17 protein-coding genes are annotated in these 21,630 nt (G+C 67.5%); 15 read left to right on the top strand and 2 right to left on the bottom strand.

The features are described from left to right. Positions 1–27: 27 nt before the first annotated feature. From meaB to GY40_RS09930, 3 genes are all read left to right on the top strand, one after another. On the top strand, positions 28–1,014 hold the full coding sequence (meaB, locus tag GY40_RS09940; RefSeq protein ID WP_038361360.1) for a methylmalonyl Co-A mutase-associated GTPase MeaB: 987 nt from the start codon (positions 28–30) through the stop codon (positions 1,012–1,014). A gap of 7 nt (positions 1,015–1,021) precedes the next feature. Next, complete coding sequence (locus GY40_RS09935; protein WP_038361357.1) at positions 1,022–1,654, top strand: pyroglutamyl-peptidase I family protein; 633 nt, start codon at positions 1,022–1,024, stop codon at positions 1,652–1,654. Positions 1,655–1,720: 66 nt separating this feature from the next. Next, on the top strand, positions 1,721–3,091 hold the full coding sequence (locus GY40_RS09930) for a TIGR03808 family TAT-translocated repetitive protein (RefSeq protein WP_038362457.1): 1,371 nt from the start codon (positions 1,721–1,723) through the stop codon (positions 3,089–3,091). A gap of 92 nt (positions 3,092–3,183) precedes the next feature. Here the strand turns inward: GY40_RS09930 and GY40_RS09925 are convergent, their stop codons facing one another. Then, on the bottom strand, positions 3,184–4,182 hold the full coding sequence (locus GY40_RS09925; RefSeq protein WP_038362454.1) for an asparaginase: 999 nt from the start codon (positions 4,180–4,182) through the stop codon (positions 3,184–3,186). Between the two features lie 105 nt (positions 4,183–4,287). Here GY40_RS09925 and GY40_RS09920 point away from each other — a divergent pair, with 105 nt between their 5' ends. From GY40_RS09920 to GY40_RS09895, 6 genes are all read left to right on the top strand, one after another. After that, complete coding sequence (locus GY40_RS09920) at positions 4,288–5,127, top strand: alpha/beta hydrolase (protein WP_248311134.1); 840 nt, start codon at positions 4,288–4,290, stop codon at positions 5,125–5,127. 52 nt (positions 5,128–5,179) lie between these two features. Further along, a complete protein-coding gene (locus GY40_RS09915; protein ID WP_038361355.1) occupies positions 5,180–5,416 on the top strand; it encodes an Lrp/AsnC ligand binding domain-containing protein in 237 nt (78 codons plus the stop codon). Positions 5,417–5,706: 290 nt separating this feature from the next. Further along, the gene (locus GY40_RS09910) at positions 5,707–8,010 is read left to right on the top strand and encodes an NADP-dependent malic enzyme (protein ID WP_038361350.1); all 2,304 of its coding nucleotides are present in this window, start codon (positions 5,707–5,709) and stop codon (positions 8,008–8,010) included. A gap of 30 nt (positions 8,011–8,040) precedes the next feature. After that, positions 8,041–9,165, top strand: a complete 1,125-nt coding sequence (locus GY40_RS09905) for an alpha/beta hydrolase family protein (protein ID WP_038361347.1) — start codon at positions 8,041–8,043, stop codon at positions 9,163–9,165. 104 nt (positions 9,166–9,269) lie between these two features. Continuing rightward, positions 9,270–10,871, top strand: coding sequence for a peptide ABC transporter substrate-binding protein (locus GY40_RS09900; protein WP_038361344.1), 1,602 nt, complete (start codon positions 9,270–9,272; stop codon positions 10,869–10,871). A 113-nt stretch (positions 10,872–10,984) separates the two neighbouring features. Further along, positions 10,985–11,842: a D-amino-acid transaminase gene (locus tag GY40_RS09895; protein WP_038361342.1), complete on the top strand. Its 858-nt coding sequence runs from the start codon at positions 10,985–10,987 to the stop codon at positions 11,840–11,842. Between the two features lie 149 nt (positions 11,843–11,991). On the opposite strand, the gene guaD is transcribed toward GY40_RS09895, so the two are convergent. Then, on the bottom strand, positions 11,992–13,317 hold the full coding sequence (guaD, locus tag GY40_RS09890; RefSeq protein WP_038361339.1) for a guanine deaminase: 1,326 nt from the start codon (positions 13,315–13,317) through the stop codon (positions 11,992–11,994). 117 nt (positions 13,318–13,434) lie between these two features. Between guaD and xdhA the strand changes: the two genes are divergently transcribed. From xdhA to GY40_RS09860, 6 genes are read left to right on the top strand one after another with little or no spacing between them, the layout of a single operon-like run. Further along, positions 13,435–14,925, top strand: a complete 1,491-nt coding sequence (gene xdhA / locus GY40_RS09885) for a xanthine dehydrogenase small subunit (protein WP_038361337.1) — start codon at positions 13,435–13,437, stop codon at positions 14,923–14,925. After that, the gene (gene xdhB, locus GY40_RS09880; RefSeq protein WP_051987730.1) at positions 14,918–17,260 is read left to right on the top strand and encodes a xanthine dehydrogenase molybdopterin binding subunit; all 2,343 of its coding nucleotides are present in this window, start codon (positions 14,918–14,920) and stop codon (positions 17,258–17,260) included. The genes xdhA and xdhB overlap by 8 nt, the downstream gene beginning before the upstream one ends. Beyond that, complete coding sequence (gene xdhC, locus GY40_RS09875; protein WP_051987729.1) at positions 17,257–18,099, top strand: xanthine dehydrogenase accessory protein XdhC; 843 nt, start codon at positions 17,257–17,259, stop codon at positions 18,097–18,099. Before xdhB ends, xdhC begins: the two co-directional genes overlap by 4 nt. After that, entirely contained in the window at positions 18,083–19,639 is a 1,557-nt protein-coding gene (locus GY40_RS09870) for an ABC transporter ATP-binding protein (protein ID WP_038361334.1), read from the top strand. Before xdhC ends, GY40_RS09870 begins: the two co-directional genes overlap by 17 nt. Then, a complete protein-coding gene (locus tag GY40_RS09865; RefSeq protein ID WP_038362442.1) occupies positions 19,632–20,696 on the top strand; it encodes an ABC transporter permease in 1,065 nt (354 codons plus the stop codon). Before GY40_RS09870 ends, GY40_RS09865 begins: the two co-directional genes overlap by 8 nt. Continuing rightward, the gene (locus GY40_RS09860; RefSeq protein WP_112763391.1) at positions 20,693–21,616 is read left to right on the top strand and encodes an ABC transporter permease; all 924 of its coding nucleotides are present in this window, start codon (positions 20,693–20,695) and stop codon (positions 21,614–21,616) included. Before GY40_RS09865 ends, GY40_RS09860 begins: the two co-directional genes overlap by 4 nt. The last annotated feature ends 14 nt before the right edge of the window (positions 21,617–21,630 follow it).

Here is a 21,630-nt window from a genome sequence, read left to right as displayed (position 1 = left end):
GGCTCCGCCGGCTTGCTAACTGGCGCGATGGTCGACCTCGCCTCCCGCATCGAAACGCTGGCCGACGCCATTCTGGCCGGCGAGCGCGCCGCCCTGGCGCGCGCGATCACGCTCACCGAATCGCGGCGGGCCGACCATCGCGAGCAGGCCCGGGCTTTGATCCAGCGACTGCTGCCCCAAACGGGCCGGGCCATCCGGGTGGGGATCACCGGCGTGCCCGGTGTCGGCAAGTCGACCGCCATCGATGCGCTCGGCAGCCATCTGACGGAGAAAGGCCACAAGGTCGCGGTGCTCGCGGTCGACCCCTCCTCGACCCGCACCGGCGGCTCGATCCTCGGCGACAAGACGCGAATGGCACGGCTTTCCGTCGATCCGAACGCCTATATCCGGCCCTCTCCCTCCTCCGGCACGCTCGGCGGCGTCGCGGCCAAGACGCGCGAGACGATGCTGCTCTGCGAGGCGGCGGGCTTCGACGTCATCCTGGTCGAGACGGTCGGCGTCGGCCAGTCGGAGACGGCTGTCGCCGACCTCACCGATTTCTTCCTCGTGCTGATGCTGCCCAATGCCGGCGATGAATTGCAAGGCATCAAGAAAGGCATCATCGAGCTCGCCGACATGATCGCGGTCAACAAGGCCGATGGCGCTGGCGCGACCGCGGCGCGGGCGGCTGCGGCGCAGTACAAGGCGGCGCTGCATATTCTCGCGCCGGCCTCGCCGCTCTGGTCGACTCCGGTCGTCACCATCTCCGGCCTGACCGGGGAAGGGCTCGATGCGCTCTGGAGCAAGATCGAGGACCATCATCACCGCTTCGAGGCAAAGGGGCTGATCACCGAGAGGCGCCGGCGGCAGGACGTGAAATGGATGTGGGCGATGGTGCAGGACCGGCTGCAAGCCAGGCTCCGGCACGATCCGGCGCTGAAGGCGCGCACGCCGGCGCTCGAAGCGGCGGTCGCGGCGGGCGAGCTGGCGCCGACACTCGCGGCCGACGAGATCGCCCAGGCCTTGGGATTGTGAGGGCGACATGCAGCGCATCGACCTGCTGGTCACCGGGTTCGGCCCGTTTCCGGGCGTCCGGGTCAATCCGACGACGCGGCTTGCAGGCGCCATCGCCGCGCGGCTGCGGCATTCGGGCCTGCGCGTGCGCAGCCTCGTGCTCGAGACCAGCTATGCCGCCGGCCTGCCGGCACTTGCGCAGGAGATCGAGACGACCAGGCCAAGAGCGCTGCTGATGCTCGGCCTCGCCGCCCGCGCCCGCCATGTCCGGATCGAGCTTTTCGCACGCGGCCGCTCCAGCTCGCTCCACCCCGACGTCACCGGGCGCGCCGCCACCGGTGCCGCGACGGGCGGCCGCCCTGCCTTGCCCACGCGAACCACCGGGCGTCCCCAGGGCGCCCTCGCCCATCTGCGCCGACATGCGATCGCAAGCCGGCCCTCGCCCTCGGCCGGGCGCTATCTCTGCGATGCCAGCTATGCCACGGCATTGCGCCACGCCGCGATGGCGGGACGGCCTGTCTTGTTCGTGCATATACCCTGGCTACGCCCGGCAGCCGGCACCCGCCCGACCAAGCGCGTCGCGGGCTTTCGACCGCGGACGGAGAGATTGACCGCAGCGCTGGCGGCGATCGGACGGAATCTCGCGATCACAGGTCGCTAACGGTCCCGAAACGGCACAATGGCGCTGGCACAGGGCTTGATCGAGGGAAGCGGCACAGGAGATGTCATGACCCTTTCCCGGCGCAGCCTATTGGCTGGCGGTCTTCTCAGTCCCATCGCGGCGCATCTGCCCGCGCAGGCGCAGCAGCGCGGTGCCGCGCCGACGCCGCTCGGCCAGCTCGGCCTCGATGCCACGCAATTCGGCCTGCGACCGGGCGCCACCGACGACCAGTCGCAGCGCCTTCAGGCCGCGCTTGGCGAAGCGGCCCGCCGTTCCGCCCCGCTGCTGCTGCCGCCCGGCCGCTATCGCGTCAGCCGGGTCGCCCTGCCCGAGGGCACGCGCCTGATCGGCGTATCGGAGGCGACAAGGCTGGTGACGGCCGATGGCGGGCCTGTCCTGACGGCAAGCAACATCTCCCGCGCAAGCCTTTCCGGCCTCGTGCTCGACGGGCTCGACATCCCCTCGCCGCAACGCTCCGCCCTGCTCGCGGCGGATGCCGTCGGCGAGATCGCGATCGCCGAACTCGCCTTCGCCAATGGCGGCTCCGTCGGCTTGACGCTGAACCGCTGCGGCGGGCGCATCACAGCGAGCAGCTTCCGCAAGATGCGCGACGCCGCGCTGTTCTCGCTGGATTCGCGCGGGCTGACGATCGAGGGCAATGCCGTCGCCGATTGCGGCAATAACGGCATCCAGATCTGGCGCAGCGAGGCCGGGGACGACCGCTCGATCCTGCGCGGCAACCGCGTCGAGCGCATCCGGGCCGATGCCGGCGGCGACGGGCAGAACGGCAACGGCATCAGCCTCTATCGTGCGGGCGGCGTCATCATCGAAGGCAACCAGCTCCGCGACTGCGCCATGACCTTCATCCGCAACAATTCCGGTTCGGGCGTGCAGATCCTCGGCAATCAGGGGCGGCGCTGCGGGGAGGCCGGGCTCTATTCCGAATTCGCCTTCGAGGGCGCGATCATGGCGAACAACCTGATCGAGGATTGCGCGCAGGGCGCGAACATCACCAATCTCGACCATGGCGGGCGGCTCGCCGTCTTCGCCAACAACATCGTCCGCAACGCCCGGAAGGCGGTCGCGCCGAACGGCAAGGGGCCCGTCGGCGGCATCGGCGTCCATGTCGAGGCGGAAGCCGCCGTCACCGGTAACGTCATCGAGAACGCCAGCGAGACCGGCATTTCGCTGGGCTGGTCCTGGGGCATGCGCAATCTCGCCGCCACCGGCAACATCATCCGCAAGACCGGTATCGGCATCTCGATCTCGCTGGTGCCGAAGGAGCGCAATGCGCTGATCGCCAACAACCTCATCGCCGAAGCACGGAACGGCGCCGTGATCGGCAGCGAATACGGTAAGCCGGTCACCGGCGACCTGACGAAGGCTCCCGATGCGCGGGCGGCGGGCGTCAGGGTCGAGAACAACGCGGTCAGTTAGGATCGCCGCCTTTTCGAAGGAACCCGGTTATCCCGGGTCTTCGCTTCGCTCCGCCCGGGACGACCCGCGCTTCCGTGGAAAAACGACCGGCCCTAGCCGGCCGGCGCCCTCACCCGGCCGACCTCGGTGCCGTTCCAGTTCTTCAGCACGGCCTCTCGCAGCGGCGCGAAGGCCACTTGCGTCGATTCATCCATCGGCAGGAAGCGACCGATCAGCGCCGCCAGCGCGACCTCGGCGGCACGCCCGGCGCCATCGTCGCATTTGAGCGCGATGCCATAGCCCAGCTCCGGCAAGGCCGCGCAGTAGACGCCCTCGGCCCCGGTCTTGGTGAAGGCACGCGCGCCGAGCAGGCTCATCAGCCTTGTGTCGAAACGGTCGGTGCCCGCCACCATGAAGGGATGCGCCGCCGCAGCGGCACGGATGCGCGCGGCTGCCCTGGCGCGCTCCGGGCCGAAGCCATGGCCGGTGCCGAGCCGGGCGAAGCCGAGCGCCAGCGCCTTGAGCGGCACGGCATAGGAGGGGATCGAGCAACCGTCGATGCCCATGCGATCGCTGGAATGCGCAGCGCCGGTCACCTCTTCAAGGGCGCCGCGCACAGCCTGCTGGACCGCGTGACCCTGCTTCACATAGCCGGCGGGATCCTCGTCCAGCGCGCAGGACAGGCAGACGAAGCCGGCATGCTTGCCGGAGCAGTTGTTGTTGAGCGCGCTGGGCTCGGCGCCCGATTTGGCCAGGGCGCGCGCCGCGGCCTCGCCCATCGGCCAATGCGCGCCGCATTCGAGGCAGCCGGCATCGCGGCCGGCCTTCTTCAGCATGGCCAGCGAGGTCTCGGCGTGGAGCGGCTCGCCGGAATGCGAGGAGACGGCGAGCGCGATCTCCGCCTCGGTCAGTCCGTAGCGGTCGGCGGCGCCGCTCTCGATCAATGGCAGGCCCTGAATCGCCTTGACGGCCGAGCGCGGAAAGACCGGGCGCTCGACATCCCCGGCGGAGAACACCACGCCGCCCTCGGCATCGATGACGATGGCCGCGCCGCGATGGCGCGATTCGACGGTGTTGCCGCGCGTGACTTCGGCGAGGACAGGGTTTTCCATGGCGACCTCCAGTGCCCAATCGATGGGCGCATCGCTTTTGCCGCCGGCCGCCCGGGCTGTCAAAAGCAGTGGCGAAAAAGCTCCGCTGCTGCCACGGTACGAACCATGGATCAGACCATGGCCACGCCCGACTACGAAGCCGAATACAACAACCGCGCCCGGGTGCCGGAGCATCCCGGCATCATCGCCGGCTGGCAGGAAGACGCCGCCGCCTACCGCACCACCGCGCTCTGCGAGCTCGGCATCTCCTACGGCGCCGGCGAGCGCCAGCTCTACGACATCTTCAAGCCCGAGACGGTGCGCGGCAACGCGCTCGTCATGTTCATCCATGGCGGCTACTGGCAGGCGCTCGACCGCAGCTTCTTCTCGCATATGGCGCGCGGGCTGAACCGGCTGGGCCTGCCCGTCGCCGTCGTCGGCTACGACCTCTGCCCACAGGTCCATCTCGGCCATATCGTCTGGGAATTGCAGCAGGCGGCCGCCGCGCTGTGGCGGCGCTTCGGCCTGCCGGTGGTCGCAACCGGGCATTCGGCGGGCGGCCATCTCTCGGCCTGCGCGCTAGCGACCAACTGGCACAATGTCGACCCCGATCTGCCCGATCGCCTCGTGCCGGCCGCCTACGGCATCTCGGGACTCTACAACCTGAAACCCCTGACCGAGACCAGCATCAACAAGGCGCTCGGCCTCGACATGGAGGCGGCGGAGCGGGAGAGCCCGCTGTTCTGGCCGGCACCGTCGCGGCTAACGATGGACGCCGTCGTCGGCGGCGCTGAAAGCGACGAGTACCACAAGCAGAGCCGCCGCCTCGTCGATGTCTGGGGGCTGGAAGGCGTGCAGACGCGCTATGAGGAGATCGAAGGCGCGAACCATTTCACGGTCATCGGCGGACTCACCGACCCCGACAATCCGATGACGCGGCGGATCGCGGCGCTCGCCGGCGCTTGATCTCGGGGCACTGGGAGTTCTATCCAGTCCGCAGAGAGTTTCGGAGCGCGCGATGCAGACCTTCTTCGTCGAGATCAAATGCAAGCTCGGCAAGACCTATGAGGTCGCCAGCGAACTGGCCGATCGCGAGATCGCCTCCGAGATCTACTCGACCGCCGGCAATTACGACATCCTGGCCAAGTTCCACGTCGCGGCCGATGTCGATATCGGCCATTTCGTCGCGCAGAAGGTGCAGTCGATCCCCGAGATCGCCGACACCCATACGATCATCACCTTCAAGGCGTTCTGACCGGCCGGCGCCGACCCTGGATTTGTCTCTACGGCTTCGCGTTCCGACTCATCAGGAAATTTGCTGAATCGATTCCACGTCTTGTGCGTGATCCCTCGCATACCGTCTCAACGGCTTGCCAAACTGATTCAAGCGACCCTTTCCACCGAAGGGCCGATGCGACCGGCACGGCCCTGTCTCCCGAAGCACCGTTTCCCTCATGGAGAAGCTGCCAGCGGCATCCCGGCGGCTTGACGGCATGGGGGCTTTCGCGCGACCAGCATCCTTCGGACTGCAGGGACCATCGCGCCATGAAAAGCACGCTCTCCACAGATCTGCGCTCGGGCGCGCTCGTCTATCACCGCCAGCCGCGGCCCGGTAAGCTCGAGATCCAGGCGACCAAGCCGCTCGGCAACCAGCGCGACCTCGCTCTCGCCTATTCGCCCGGCGTCGCCGCCGCCTGCGAGGCGATCGTCGATGACCCGTCGGAAGCGGCCGAGCTGACCTCGCGCCAGAACCTCGTCGCCGTCATCACCAACGGCACCGCCGTGCTCGGCCTCGGCGATATCGGGCCGCTGGCGTCAAAGCCGGTGATGGAGGGCAAGGCGGTCCTGTTCAAGAAATTCGCCGGCATCGACTGTTTCGACATCGAGGTTGAGCAGAAGAACATCGAGAAATTCGTCGAGGTGGTCGCCGCGCTGGAACCGACCTTCGGCGGCATCAATCTCGAGGACATCAAGGGTCCGGAGTGCTTCGAGATCGAGGAGCAGCTCAAGGCCCGGATGAAGATCCCCGTCTTCCATGACGACCAGCACGGCACGGCGATCATCGTCGGCGCGGCGGTGCTGAACGGGCTCGACCTCGCCGCCAAGAAGATCGCCGACGTCAAGATCGTCGTCTCGGGCGCCGGCGCGGCGGCGCTGGCCTGCACCAACCTGCTGGTGGAGCTCGGCGCGCAGCGCAAGAACATCTGGATCACGGATCTCGAAGGCGTGGTCTATGAGGGCCGCAACACGCTGATGGACCGCTGGAAGGAGGTCTATGCGCAGAAGACCGACGCCCGCACGCTGAACGACGTCATCGGCGATGCCGACATCTTCCTCGGCCTCTCCGCCGCGGGCGTGCTGAAGCCGGAGATGGCCAAGCGCATGGCGCCGAAGCCGCTGATCCTGGCGCTCGCCAACCCCAATCCCGAGATCACGCCGGAGGACGCGCTGGCCGTGCGCCCCGATGCGATGATCTGCACCGGCCGCTCGGACTATCCGAACCAGGTCAACAACGTCCTGTGCTTCCCTTATATCTTCCGCGGCGCGCTCGACGTGCAGGCGACGACGATCAACGAAGCGATGAAGCTCGCGGCCGTGCGCGCTATCGCCGCGCTCGCCCGCGAGGCGTCCTCGGATGTGGCTGCACGCGCCTATGGCGGGGAGACCTCGACCTTCGGCGCGACATCGCTGATCCCGAATCCCTTCGATCCGCGCCTGATCATGCGCATCGCCCCGGCCGTGGCCGAAGCCGCCATGGCGACGGGCGTCGCGCGCAAGCCGCTGGTCGACATCGAGGCCTATCGCGAGCAGCTCTCGCGCTTCGTCTTCCGCTCGGGCTTCCTGATGAAGCCGCTGTTCCAGCAGGCCAAGGCCGACCCCAAGCGCGTGATCTATGCCGAGGGCGAGGATGAGCGCGTGCTCCGCGCCGCCCAGGTCGCGCTGGAGGAAGGGCTCGCCATCCCGATCCTGATCGGCCGCCCCAGCGTGATCGAGACGCGCATCCAGCGCTTCGGCCTGTCGCTGAAGCCCGGCGTCGATTTCGAGATCGTGAACCCGGAGGACGACCCGCGCTATCGCGACTACGTCCAGACCTATCTCGACATCGCCGGCCGGCGCGGCATCACGCCCGATGCGGCGCGCGCGCTGGTGCGCACCAACAACACCGTGATCGCGGCGCTGGCCGTGGCGCGCGGCGAGGCGGATGCGATGATTTCCGGCCTCGAAGGCCGCTTCATGTCGCGACTGCGGCACATCAAGGACATCATCGGGCTGGCGCCGGGTGTCTGCGACCTCGCGGCGATGACGCTGATCATCACCAACAAGGGCGCCTTCTTCCTCGGCGACACCCATGTGAAGCACGATCCGACGGCGGAGGAGATCGCCGACATGACCGTGCTGGCAGCGAGCCATGTCCAGCGCTTCGGCCTGGAGCCGAAGATCGCACTGCTGTCCCATTCCGATTTCGGCGCCGCCGACACGCCGAGCTCGCTCAAGATGCGCAAGGCGCTGAAGCTGATCCGCGAGCGCGCGCCCAACCTCGAATGCGACGGCGAGATGGAGGCCGACACCGCGCTGGTGCCGATGATCCGCGAGCGCGTCCTGCCTTCCTCGACGCTGAAGGACGTGGCCAACGTCCTGATCTTCCCCAATCTCGACGCAGCGAACATCTCCTATCAGTTCGCCAAGGTGATGGCGGACGCACTGCCGGTCGGGCCGATCCTGATGGGCACGGCGAAGCCCGCGCATATCCTCACCGGCTCGGTCACCGCGCGCGGCGTCGTCAACATGACGGCCGTGGCGGTGGTCGAGGCGCAGGAGCGCGCGGCCGCGATAGCCGCCACCCCGTAGCGGACACCGGATCGGCTGGAGCTGTCGGGCATGGTAGCCACTATCGGGGCCGCCCTCCGGTCAGGAGCGCTTGCGCTCGCGGGCGCCTTCTGGCTGGCGGCGACGATGTCGACAGGCGCGCAGGAGCCGTTTCGCGAGGATAACGGCTTTCTCCGGGCCCGCATCGACGGCCGCGAGATCCGTCTGGAGTCGCTGATCATCCGCCCTGAGGGGATCGACGGCCGGCTGCCGCTCGCACTGATCACGCACGGCAAATCGGCGACGGGCTCCCGGATGGGCGACCTGCACGCCGTCCAATATAGGTCGATCGCGCGGGATCTCGCCCGCCGTGGCTGGATAGCCGCTATCGTCATCCGCCGCGGCTTCGGCCAATCGGACGGCCCCTTTTCCGGTGAAGGGGCGGGCTGCGGATTACCCGATATGACGCGGCGTTTCGACAGCGAGGCGAAGGAGCTCGAGGCGGCGCTCGAGACGCTGCGAGAACGCCCCGATGTCGATCCCGATCGGATCATCGCACTCGGCGAATCCGCCGGCGGCGCGGCGATCATGGCGCTGGCCCAACGCAAGCCCCCAGGCCTGAAGGCGGTGATCAACGTCGCCGGTGGCCTGAACTTCGACGAATGCGTCGAGAAAGGCCGCGACGCGCTCGTCGAGACCGTCCGGCACTGGTCCTGGCAGGAGACCGTGCCGCAGCTCTGGGTCTATGCCGCCAACGACGAACTCTTCCCGCCACCCCTCGTCGACCGCATGCGCGCCGCTGCGCTCGACCGTGGCGGGAACGTGCGCCTGATCACGCTGCCGGAGATCAAGCCACGCGGCCATGCGCTTCTCCAGAACAACCAGGCCCGTTTCGTCTGGCTTCGGGAGATGGACGCCTCGCTTCGCGCATGGAAGCTGCCGACGCTGCCTACCGGGCGTCCGCAAGCGGAATTCGAGCGCCTCGGCCTCGAAAAGGGCGCCCCCACATTCGAGGATTACTTCAGCGCGCCCGGCGACAAGGCGATGGCTTTCAGCAAGGCCAGCAAGACATTCAACTACCGGTACGGCGAGAAAGATCTGGAGCAGGCGCGCCAGACCGCACTGACCGCATGCCGCAAGAAGGCCGAGGATTGCGCCATCGTCTTCGAGAACAATCGCGCCACCGGAGCGCGCTGACGACGCGGGGGTCTCCTTCCCGCTTGGCAGGCGGGAGCTGTCGCGTTCTAATCTCCTGAGTCGGGCAGCGCTCGCGCCGGTGCCCGGCGCCAGGGGAGGCTGATTTGCTCGACGTCACCCGCCGCCACGCTCCCTTCGCCTTCGCCGCCCTGCTCGCGACTTTACGTGCCGCAGCGGCGCAAGGGTCGGTGATCTTTCACCGCGGCAATGACGGCGACCCGGAAACGCTCGATCCGCACCGGACCTCGACCGTGGCGGAAGCGCATCTGCTGCGCGACCTGCGCGAAGGCCTCGTCATCCACAACATGAGGGGCGAGGTCGTGCCCGGCGTCGCCGAGAGCTGGACGGCCAGTGCCGATGGCAAGCTCTGGCGCTTCAGCCTGCGGGCCAACGCGAAATGGTCGAACGGCGACCCGCTCAGAGCGAGCGACTTCGTCTATTCGTTCAAGCGGATCGTCGACCCCGAGACCGGCGCCAAATACGCCAACCTGCTCTATCCGATCCGCAAGGCCGAGGCGATCCACAAGGCCGCCACAGGTTCCTCGCTCGACGAACTCGGCGTACGGGCGCCGGACGAGCGGACGCTGGAGATCGAGCTGGAGCGACCGACGCCCTATCTGCTCGAGCTCCTGACCCATCAGAGCGCCCTGCCGGTCCATCCGGCGACGGCCGCGAAGGCCGGGCTCGCTCCGGCCGATCCGCGAAGCTGGGTCACGAACGGCGCCTATATGCTCAAGGAATTCATCCCGAACTCGCATATCCGGCTCGACCGCAATCCGCATTTCCACGACGCGGCGGGTGTGAAGATCGATACGGTGATCTTCTATCCGGCGCCGGACCTCGCGGCGGCGGCGCGGCGCTTCCAGGCCGGCGAGCTGCAATTGACGACCGACATCCCGGCCGAGCAATTCAAGGAACTGCGCCGCAAGCTCGGCGAGCAAGTGCGGATCGGCCCCTATCTCGCGACCTATTTCCTGATCATCAACACGGCCAAGCAGCCCTTCGACGATCCCCGCGTCAGGCGGGCGCTCTCCCTCCAGATCGACCGGGATTTCATCGCCGACCGGATCTGGGGCGGCACGATGCTGCCGGCCTATGGCGTGATCCCGCCCCATATCGGCAATTACGGCGAGCGGGCGGAGATGGATTTCCGCTACGCATCGGTGCTCGAACGCGAGGACGAGGCGAAGCAGCTCCTCGCCGCGGCCGGGTTCGGCAACGGCGTGCCGCTCCATATCGAATTGCGCTTCAACACCACCGACAACAACCGGCACACCGCCGAGGCGATCGCGGAGCAATGGCACGCCATCGGCGTCGAAACGCGCTTCGTCGAGACGGATTTCCGCACGCATTTCGCCTATCTGCGCGATGGTGGCGATTTCGACGTCGCCCGCTATGGCTGGATCGGCGACTATTCCGACCCGCAGAACTTCCTGTTCCTGTTCCAGAGCGACAATGCCGGCTTCAACATCGGCAAATACGCCAATCCCCGCTTCGACGCGCTGATGAAGCTCGCCGCCGACGAACTCGACATCGCCAGGCGTGCCGCGATCCTGCGCGAGGCCGACAGTATCGTCACCACCGAACAGCCCTGGATTCCGGTGCTGCACTATTCGACGAAGAATCTGGTCTCGCCGAAGCTCGCCGGCTTCGGGCAGAACCTGCGCGGCGCGATCCCGACGCGGTTCCTGAGCCTGAAAGCCTGAGCCTGCGCCCTGCAAGCGGCGCCGGGCGGCAATCCGCCCTTATCGCTCGCGCCCGGCTCGCGGTTTCGCTAGGAAGGAACGGCTTTCCGTCCCCCTAGCAGAGTCCGCATTCCATGAGCCGCATCGTCTATGTCAACGGCGCCTATCTTCCCGAGGAAGAGGCAAAGATCTCCATCTTCGATCGCGGCTTCATCTTCGGCGACGGCATCTACGAGGTTTCGGCCGTGATCGGCGGCAAGCTGGTCGATTGCGAGGCGCATCTCACCCGTCTCGAACGCTCTTGCGGCGAGATCCAGCTAGCCTTGCCCTGGTCGAAGGCCGAGCTGGTCGCGATCCATGAAGAGCTGATCAAGCGCAACGGCCTCGACGAAGGCAGCATCTACCTGCAGGTCTCGCGCGGTGCGGCCGATCGCGACTTCCCGTTCCCGAAGGACACCCAGCCGACGCTGGTGATGTTCACCCAGGCCCGCAATTTCGTGAATGCGCCGGCGGTGAAGACCGGCATCAAGGTCGTCTCGACGCCGGACCTGCGCTGGGTCCGCCGCGACATCAAGAGCGTGAACCTGCTCGCGCCGGTGCTGGCCAAGCAGATCGCCGCCGAGGCCGGCGCGCAGGAAGCCTGGATGATCGAGGACGGCGTGGTGACGGAAGGCGCCTCCTCCACCGCCTGGATCGTCAAGGGCAAGACCCTGATCTCGCGCCCGCTCTCGCACAAGGTCCTGCCCGGCATCACCCGCAAGGCGGTGCTGGCCTTCATCGCCGAATCCGGCTTCACCTTCGAGGAGCGCGAATTCACGCTCGCCGAGGCGCTCGATGCAGAGGAGGCCTTCATCACCTCGGCGACCAGCATGGTGATGCCGGTGAGCTCGATCGACGGCCACACCATCCACAACGGTGCGCCGGGCCCGACCACGCTGCGCCTGCGCGAGATCTATATCGACTTCGCCCGCAAGGGCGGCGTGCTGGGCTGAGCCCCCCCGCCGGGATCAAAAACCGCCGTCATTCCGGACAAGCCGCGATAGCGGCGCCGATCCGGAATCCATCATGGGACGCTGCGCTCTACGATGGATTCCGGGTCAAGCCCGGAATGACGGCGCGTTTCCGTGGCAAACAAGAGGCGCTAGGCGCTGCCCGAGAATGACGCGCCCGCGACCAATTCCCCCATCACATAGGTCGCGGCGATATTGCGCTCGTCGCCCAGCGTGACGAGCACGAACAACTCCTCCGCCAGATCGCGCACCGTTTCCATGCGATGCGCCATCGCCCGCGTCGCGCCCGTGTCGAGCACGACGACATCCGCCTCCCGGCCGAGCTCGAACGAGCCGATGAGATGGTCGAGGCCGAGCGCAGCCGCATTGCCGCGTGTCATCGCATGCAGGGCGCCCAAAGCCGACAGGCTTTGCCCTTGGAGCTGCAGCACCTTGTAGGCCTCGGCCATCGTCCGGAGCATCGAATAAGAGGTGCCGCCGCCGATATCGGTCGCGACCGCCACCTTCACGCCGCGCTGCCGGGCATGCGCCCAGTCGAACAGTCCTGAGCCGAGGAAGAGGTTCGAGGTCGGGCAGAAGACCGCGACGGCACCCGTCTCGGCAAAGGCGCTCCATTCATTGTGGGTCATATGGATGCAATGGCCCATCAGGCTTGTCGCGCCGAGCAGGCCGTGGCGCCGGTAGATGTCGGCGTAGTCGGCGGCTTCCGGGTAAAGCTCGCGGGCGAAGGCGATCTCAGCCCGGTTCTCGTCGATATGGGTCTGGACGTGGCAATCGGGATGCTCGGCCGCCAGCCGCCCTGCCGCCGCCAATTGCTCCGGCGTCGAGGTGATCGCGAAGCGCGGCGTGATCGCATAGAGTTGCCGGCCCTTGCCATGCCAGCGCGCGATCAGCGCCTTCGAGTCGCGATAGCCGCTCTCGGCCGTGTCGGTCAGCGCCTCCGGTGCGTTGCGGTCCATCATCACCTTGCCGGCGATCATGCGGGTGTTCCGCCGCTGCGACTCAGTGAAGAATGCCTCGGCCGATTGCGGATGGACCGAGCAATAGACCGCCGCCGTGGTGGTGCCGTTGGCCAGAAGCTCGTCGAGGAAGAAGCGCGAGAGCTTCTCGGCATGGCCCTGCTGGCTGAGCTTCTGCTCCTCGACGAAGGTGTATTTGTTCAGCCAATCCATCAGCTGCGCGCCGTAGGAGGCGACGACTTGCGTCTGCGGCATGTGGATGTGCGCGTCGATGAAGCCCGGCATGATCAGATGCGGGCGGTGGTCGACGATCTCGGCATCGGCCGGCAGCGCCCGCAACAGCGCGCTTGCCTCGCCGGCCGCCTTGACCAGCCCGTTCTCGATGACGAGCAAACCGTCCTCGACGAAGTGATGCGCCGCCTCGCCCGCAACCTCCGGATCGCCGACGAACCAGAGCAGACGACCGCGCAAGGCACGGATGACGGGAGATGCGGTCACAATCGGCGGCTCCGGCTTAAATTCACATCACATCTGCACCAAATCAAAGCTTCCGGCCAAGCACGGATCGTGCCTAATCTGGAGGCATGAACTGGCTTTGCGAGTGGAGCGGGCAGGATGCGTGAACGCCTGCGCTTCCTCCTCGGTGACGAGCTTGTCGAGATCGATCGCTGCGATCCGACACTGACGGTGCTCGACTGGCTGCGCCTCGAGAAGCGCATGACCGGCAGCAAGGAAGGCTGCGCCGAGGGCGATTGCGGCGCCTGCACCGTCGTCGTCGGCCGGCTCGATCGCGGGCGGCTGCGCTACGAGGCAGTGAATGCCTGCATCCGTTTCCTGCCGACGCTGGATGGCTGCCAGCTCCTCACCGTCGAGCACCTCAAGGGCGATGACGGCAGCCTGCATCCGGTCCAGCAGGCGATGGTCGAATGCCACGGCTCGCAATGCGGCTTCTGCACGCCGGGTTTCGTGATGTCGCTCTTCGCACTCAGGCTGAACGAGGCGGAGCCAAGCATCAGCCGCATCGAGGATGCGCTCGCCGGTAATCTCTGCCGCTGCACCGGCTATGAGCCGATCATCGCGGCCGGGCGGCGCATGGATGAGATCGCCCCGCGTGAGACGGATCGCTTCCTGCGCGAGCGCGAGGTCATCGCAGCGCGACTTGCAGCGCTGAACGATGCCGCGACGCTGGCCCTTGAAGACGAAGGCGGGCGCTTTTACGCCCCCGCAACCGTTGAGGCGCTCGCGGAACTCGTCGCGGCGCATCCGCAGACGACGCTCGTTGCCGGCGCTACGGATGTTGGCTTGTGGGTCACGAAGGCGATGAAACGCCTCGATCCGGTGATCTATCTCGGGCGGATCGAGGCATTGCGCGCCATCACCGATGAGGGCGATCATCTGCGCTTCGGTGCGATGGCTGGTCATATCGACGTCCGAGCCGCGCTGGCTACCCTCTCCCCGCAGCTCGACGAATTGATGCGCCGCTTCGGCGGCGAGCAGGTGCGCAATGCCGGCACGATCGGCGGTAACATCGCCAATGGCTCGCCGATCGGCGACCTGCCGCCGGCCCTGATCGCGCTCGATTCGACGCTGGTGCTGGCGCAGCGCGGCAGAGCCGGGGTCGAACGCCGTACCATCTCGCTCGAAAGCTTCTTCCTCGACTATCGCAAGCAGGATCGCCGCCCTGCCGAATTCGTCGAGGCCGTGCTGGTGCCGAAGCTGGCGCCAGACATGCTGTTCCATGCCTCGAAGGTGTCCAAACGCTTCGATGAGGACATCTCGGCCGTCTGCGGCGCCTTCCGGCTGACCCGGCATGCCGATGGCCCGATCAGCGAGGCGCGGCTGGCCTATGGCGGCATGGCCGGCATCCCGAAGCGGGCGGCTGCCGCAGAGGCCGCGCTCATCGGCCGGCCGTGGGATGAGGACGCCGTCGAGGCGGCGATCGCCGCCCTGGCCCGCGACTTCACGCCGCTTAGCGACATGCGCGCCTCGGCGGACTATCGGCTCAAGATCGCCGGCAACCTGCTGCGGCGCTTCCTGATCGAGACGACACAGCCGCAAACCGAGACACGGGTCGCCGGCCTGCTCGCGGAGGCCGCCCATGGCTGACGCGCGCCGCAAGCTCGACATCGTCGCCGAGACCGGGCCGGTCGGCAGTGCCCGCATCCACGACTCCGCACCCAAGCATGTCGCCGGCGAGGCCTTCTACATCGACGACATCGCCGCGCCGGAAGGCCTGCTTCACGCCTATCTCGGCCTGAGCGGGATCGCCCATGGGCAGCTCACCTCGCTCGATCTCGATGCGGTGCGTGCCGCGCCCGGCGTCGTTTCGGTGCTGACGGCGGCCGATATTCCCGGCGCCAACGACATCTCCTCGACGCATCGCCATGACGAGCCGGTCTTCGCGACCGATCGGATCCTGTTCCACGGCCAGCCGCTCTTCGCAGTGGTCGCCGAAACGCGCGAACAGGCCCGCCATGCCGCCGTGCTGGCGAAGGCAGAGTACGCCGAAGAGACCCCTCTCCTCGACATCGCCGCCGCGCGTGCGGCCGGCGGCAGGCTCGTCACCGACCCGCTCAAGCTCGAACGCGGCGATGTCGCGACGGCCATGGCCGCGAGCCCGCGCCGGCTGAAAGGCGCGATGACGATCGGCGGTCAGGAGCATTTCTACCTCGAAAGCCAGATCGCGCTCGCCATCCCCGGCGAGGACGAGGACATGACGTTGCTGGTCTCGACCCAGCATCCGAGCGAGGTCCAGCACATGGTCGCGGCCGTGCTCGGCGTCGGCTCGCATGCCGTGACGGTCGAGGTGCGGCGCATGGGCGGCGGTTTCGGCGGCAAGGAAACGCAGGCCAATCTCTTCGCCTGCGTCGCGGCTATCGCGGCCCGCAAACTGAAGCGGCCGGTGAAGCTCAGGCCCGATCGCGACGACGACATGGCGATCACCGGCAAGCGCCACGACTTCGTCTGCGACTACGAGATCGGTTTCGACGACGAAGGCCGCATCCATGCGCTCGATGCCGTTTATGCGGCGCGCTGCGGCTGGAATGCCGATCTTTCGGGGCCGGTGACCGACCGCGCCCTGTTCCACATGGACAATTGCTATTTCTATCCGGCGGTGCGCGCCCGCTCCGAGCCGCTGTTCACCAACACCTGCTCGAACACCGCCTTCCGGGGCTTCGGCGGTCCGCAAGGCATGGTCGGCGCCGAGCGCTTCATCGAGGAGGTCGCCTACGCGACCGGACTCGACCCGCTGGAGGTGCGACGGCGCAATCTCTATGGCGGCGGCGGCCGAGACGTCACGCCCTATCACCAGACGGTCGAGGACAATATCGCGGCCGATGTCATCGCCGAGCTGGAACGGCGCTGCGATTATCAGGCCCGCAAGGCCGATATCCGTGAGGCCAACAGGGCGAGCCCCATCGTCAAGCGCGGCATCGCGTTGACGCCGGTGAAGTTCGGCATCTCCTTCACAGCGACCTGGTTCAACCAGGCTGGAGCGCTGGTGCATGTCTATACCGACGGCACGGTCGCGCTGAACCATGGCGGCACCGAGATGGGGCAAGGGCTCTATATCAAGGTCGCGCAAGTGGTGGCGCAGGCCTTCGGCATCGGGCTCGACCAGGTCAAGATCACCGCCACCACCACCGGCAAGGTGCCGAACACCTCGGCGACCGCCGCCTCCTCCGGCTCCGATCTCAACGGCATGGCCGCGCTCGATGCCTGCGAGACGATCAAGAAGCGATTGAGGGAGTTTGCCGCGAAACACTGGCAGGTCGAGGCGGAGGACATCGCCTTCCTGCCGGGTCGCGTGAAGATCGGCGCCCGCGAGATCGCCTTCAAGGACCTGATCGCGGCCGCCTATATGGCGCGCGTCCAACTCTCCGCGACAGGCTTTTACGCGACGCCAAAAATCCACTGGGACCGCAAGGCCGGGCGCGGCCACCCGTTCTACTATTTCGCCTACGGCGCGGCGGCGGCCGAGGTCGCGATCGACACGCTGACCGGCGAGTACAGGGTTGAGCGGGTCGATATCCTGCATGATTGCGGGCAATCGCTGAACCCCGCGATCGACAAGGGCCAGATCGAAGGCGGCTTCGTGCAGGGCATGGGCTGGCTGACGACCGAAGAGCTGGTCTGGGATAAAAAAGGCCGGCTCTGGACCCACGCGCCCTCGACCTACAAGATTCCCGTCGCCTCGGACCGGCCGCGCGTCTTCAACGTGCATTTGCTGGAGAACGCGCCGAACCGCGAGCCGACGATCCATCGCTCCAAGGCGGTGGGCGAACCGCCATTGATGCTGGCGATCTCGGTGCTGCATGCGCTGTCGGATGCGGTGGCGAGCGTCGGGGACCATCGCATCTGTCCGCGCCTCGATGCGCCCGCGACACCGGAGCGCGTATTGGACGCGGTCGAGCGGGTCAGGGCGGAGGCCGCGCGATGACCCTCGCCGCTTTCCTCACAGCCCATCAGCGCGACGGCATCGTTCTCGTCCGGATCGAGGCTGCGGAAGGCTCGACGCCGCGCGAGACCGGCGCCTGCATGGCGGTCAGCCCCAGTGCTATCGCCGGAACGATCGGCGGCGGGCAGCTTGAATTCCATTGCATCGACCTCGCCCGCCATATGTTGAGCGAGGCTTCGCCGGACCAGATCCTCGACATCCCGCTCGGCCCGCAGATGGGCCAGTGCTGCGGCGGGCGGGTGCGCGTGTCGTTGCGTCATGCCAGCGCGGCCGAGATCGCCCTGTTCAGCGCACGCGAGAAGGCGGAAGCCGCCGCGCGGCCACCGGTCCTGATCTTCGGCGCCGGACATACCGGCCGGGCTCTGGCGCAGGCGCTGGCGCCCCTGCCCGTCTCGGTCTCGCTGATCGACGACCGCGACGACGTCATGAGCGGGCTGCCGGCGGCCGTCACCTGCATCCGCATGGCCGATCCCGTCGATGCGATCGCGAGCGCTCCAGCAAACGCCGCTTTCGTCGTGCTCTCGCACAGCCATGCCCTCGATTACCGGCTGGCGGAGGCTGCACTGGCGCGGGGCGATGCGGCTTATGTCGGCATGATCGGCTCTGCCACCAAGCGCGCCCGTTTCGAGTCGAGCTTCCTGCGCAGCGGCGGACGACACGAGGCACTCGCGCACCTGACCTGTCCGATCGGCGGTTCGGATGTGGACGACAAGCGGCCGGAGGTGATCGCGGCCTTGACGGCAGCCGAGCTGGTGCGTTGCTTGCTTGGCCGCAGGGAGCCGGCGAAAGGGAGACGGTCGCGACATGAATCAGCCGCGTGAGCAAGACGTGCCGCCGCGGCTGGCGCTCGCCCATATCTCGAAGAGCTTTCCCGGCGTCAAAGCCAATGAAGACATCAGCCTGAGCGTCGCTCCGGGTGAAATCCACGCCTTGCTCGGCGAGAACGGCGCCGGCAAGTCGACGCTGGTCAAGATCATCTACGGCGTCCAGCAGGCCGACGAAGGCACGATCTCCTGGAACGGCTCGCCCGTTGCAATCCCCTCGCCCAAGGCCGCGCGCAAGCTCGGCATCGGCATGGTCTTCCAGCACTTCTCGCTGTTCGACGCGATGACGGTGATCGAGAACATCGCGCTCGGACTCGACGAAGCCGTCGACCGCGAGGAGCTGAAGAGCCAAGTCGCCGCGATCCTGCAGTCCTATTCGCTGCCCCTCGATCCGGAGCGCGAGGTACATACGCTCTCGGTCGGCGAGCGCCAGCGCATCGAAATCGTGCGCTGCCTTCTGCAGAAGCCGAAGCTCCTGATCATGGACGAGCCGACCTCGGTGCTGACGCCGCAGGAGGTCGAGCGCCTGTTCGCGACACTCAGGCAGATCGCGGCGGAAGGCTGCTCGATCCTCTACATCTCGCACAAGCTGCACGAGATCAAAGCGCTCTGCGACAGCGCCACCATTCTGCGCGGCGGGCGTGTGGTCGCGACCTGCGATCCGAAGGTCGAGACGACCAGGCGCATGGCGGAACTGATGATCGGCGCGGAGCTGCGCAAGATCGAGCACGGCCAGACGAAGGAAGCCGGCGCGGTCAGGCTCGCCGTCAGCGGGCTCTCGCTGCCGGGCGAGCCGCCTTTCGGCACCGATCTCAAGGGTGTCTCCTTCGAGGCGCGGGCGGGCGAAATCCTCGGCATCGCCGGCGTCGCCGGCAACGGCCAGGCGGAACTTCTGACGGCGCTCTCGGGCGAGCGGCTGGCTGCGGCGCCTGAGGCGATCCGGCTCGACGGCAGGGCCGTCGGGCTCGAAGGTGCCGGCGCGCGCCGGGCGCTCGGCCTCTCCTGCGTGCCGGAAGAGCGTAACGGCCATGCCGCCGTGCCGGATTTCTCGCTCGCCGACAACGGCGTCCTGACCGCGCGCCACCGGCTGCCGCTGGCACCGCATGGTTTCATCAGCCGCGGTGCCGTCAGCCGCTTCGCCGACAGCGTCATCAAGCTCTTCGATGTCCGGACCACCGGCAATGGCGCGCTCGCTCGCTCGCTCTCGGGCGGAAACCTCCAGAAATTCATCATGGGTCGCGAGATCGGCCAGCAGCCCGCCGTGCTCGTCGTGTCGCAGCCGACCTGGGGCGTCGATGCCGGTGCGGCCGCCGCGATCCGGCAGGAGCTCGTCGACCTCGCCGCAAAGGGCTCGGCCGTCGTGGTGATCTCGCAGGATCTCGACGAGTTGCTCGAGCTCGCCGATCGGCTCTGCGTCATCAACGAAGGCCGGCTCTCGGCGCCGCGCCCGGTTGCCAGCCTCGGCATCGACGAGATCGGCCTGATGATGGGTGGAATTCACGGCGCTGGCGAGCAGGTGGGAGCGGCGCATGCTTGAATGGCGCCGCCGCCGCGAGCCGAGCCTGCCGATGCTGGTCTTGAGCCCCCTGATCGCAATCGGGCTGACGATGCTCACCGGCATGATCGTCTTCACCGCCATCGGCTATGACGGCTTCCATGCGGTCGAGAGCATCTTCCTGACCCCATTCCTGGAACCGCAGCGCTGGGCCGATATCGGCGTCAAGGGCGCACCACTGGTGATGATCGCGCTCGGGCTCGCCATCGGCTTCCGCGCCAATGTCTGGAATATCGGCGCCGAGGGGCAGTATGTCATGGGAGCCATCGCCGGCACCGGGGTCGCGCTGCTGACCTATGACATGACCGGATGGTGGATCCTGCCCGCCATGGTGCTGGCCGGCATCCTCGGCGGCATGGCCTGGGCCGCGATCCCCGCGCTCCTCAGGGTGAAGCTGCAGGTCAGCGAGATCCTGACCAGCCTGATGCTGACCTATGTCGCGGTGCAGTTCCTCTATTTCCTGGTGCGCGGACCGTGGAAGGACCCGGGCGGCTTCAATTTTCCGCAGACGCGCATGTTCACCGCCGACCAGACCCTGCCGACGGTGATCGAGGGCTCGCTGGTCCATCTCGGCATTCCCGTCGCATTGCTGCTGGCCGTCGTCGCCTGGCTGCTGATGGAGAAGACCACGGCGGGCTATGCGGTAAAGGTCGTGGGCCTCGCGCCGGCCGCAGCCCGCCACGGCGGCTTCAGCGCGGCGCGCACGACCTGGGCGACGATGCTGCTCAGCGGCGGCCTCGCGGGACTGGCCGGGCTGTTCGAGGCGGCCGGACCGTTCGGCCAGCTCACGCCGCAATTCCCGGTGGGATACGGCTTCACCGCGATCATCGTCGCCTTCCTCGGGCGATTGCACCCGCTCGGCATCGTCTTCGGCGGCATCGTGCTGGCGGGAACCTATGTCGGCGGCGAGATCGCGCAGTCGACGGTCAGGCTGCCGCAGGCGGCGACCGGGCTGTTCCAGGCCATGTTGCTGTTCATGCTGCTGGCGATCGATGTGCTGGTGCGCTGGCAGATCGGCTGGAAGCGGAGGGCGGCATGACCACGGCCATGCTCGTCTCGATCATCATGACGCTGATCGCGGCCTCGACGCCCTTGCTGCTGGCCTCGTTGGGCGAACTCGTCGCGGAGAAATCCGGCGTGCTCAATCTCGGCGTCGAGGGCATGATGCTGTGCGGCGCGGTCGCGGGCTTCGCCGTGGCGTTCTCGAGCGGCAGCATGGCGCTGGGGCTGCTGGCCGCCATCCTTGCCGGTGTCGCCGCAGCGATGGTCTTCGCGGTGCTGGCGCTGTCGCTCACCGCCAACCAGGTCGCGACCGGGCTTGCGCTGACGATCTTCGGCATCGGCGCCTCCTCGCTGATCGGTGCCGGCTTCGTCGGGCGCACCGTGCAGCGGCTCGGGCCGATCTTCCCGGCGGCGCTGTCCGAACATCCCGTCCTGCGCATCGTCTTCGGGCAGGACGTCGTCGTCTATCTCTCGCTCGCGCTGGTGGCCGGCGTGAGCTACTTCCTGCGCCGGACGCGGGCGGGGCTGATCCTGCGCGCGGTCGGCGAGAACGACGCTTCCGCACATGCCATCGGCTACCCGGTCGTCGCCATCCGCTATGCGGCGGTCGCCTTCGGAGGCGCCTTGGCGGGGCTGGGCGGGGCCTATTTCTCGCTGGCGCTGACGCCGATGTGGGCCGAACGATTGACCGCGGGGCGTGGCTGGATCGCGCTGGCGCTCGTCGTCTTCTCTGCCTGGAAGCCGGGCCGGCTGCTGCTCGGCGCCTATCTCTTCGGCGCGGTGATGACGCTGGAGCTGCAGGCCAAGGCCGCCGGCGTGAGCTGGCTCGCGCCGGAGGTGCTGGCGATGGCCCCCTACCTTGCGACCATTGCAGTTCTGACCATGATGTCGCTAGGACGAAAGACCGGCCGGCTCGACGCACCGGCCTGCCTCGGCAAACCTTTCACGGCGTCCTGACGCCGCAACCGACA

It is taken from the genome of Allobosea sp. UNC402CLCol, assembly GCF_000745475.1.
Classification (GTDB): Bacteria; Pseudomonadota; Alphaproteobacteria; order Rhizobiales; family Beijerinckiaceae; genus Allobosea; species Allobosea spartocytisi.
Note: the sequence above shows the minus strand (reverse complement) of the source record. Positions and strands in the feature narration are given on the sequence as shown.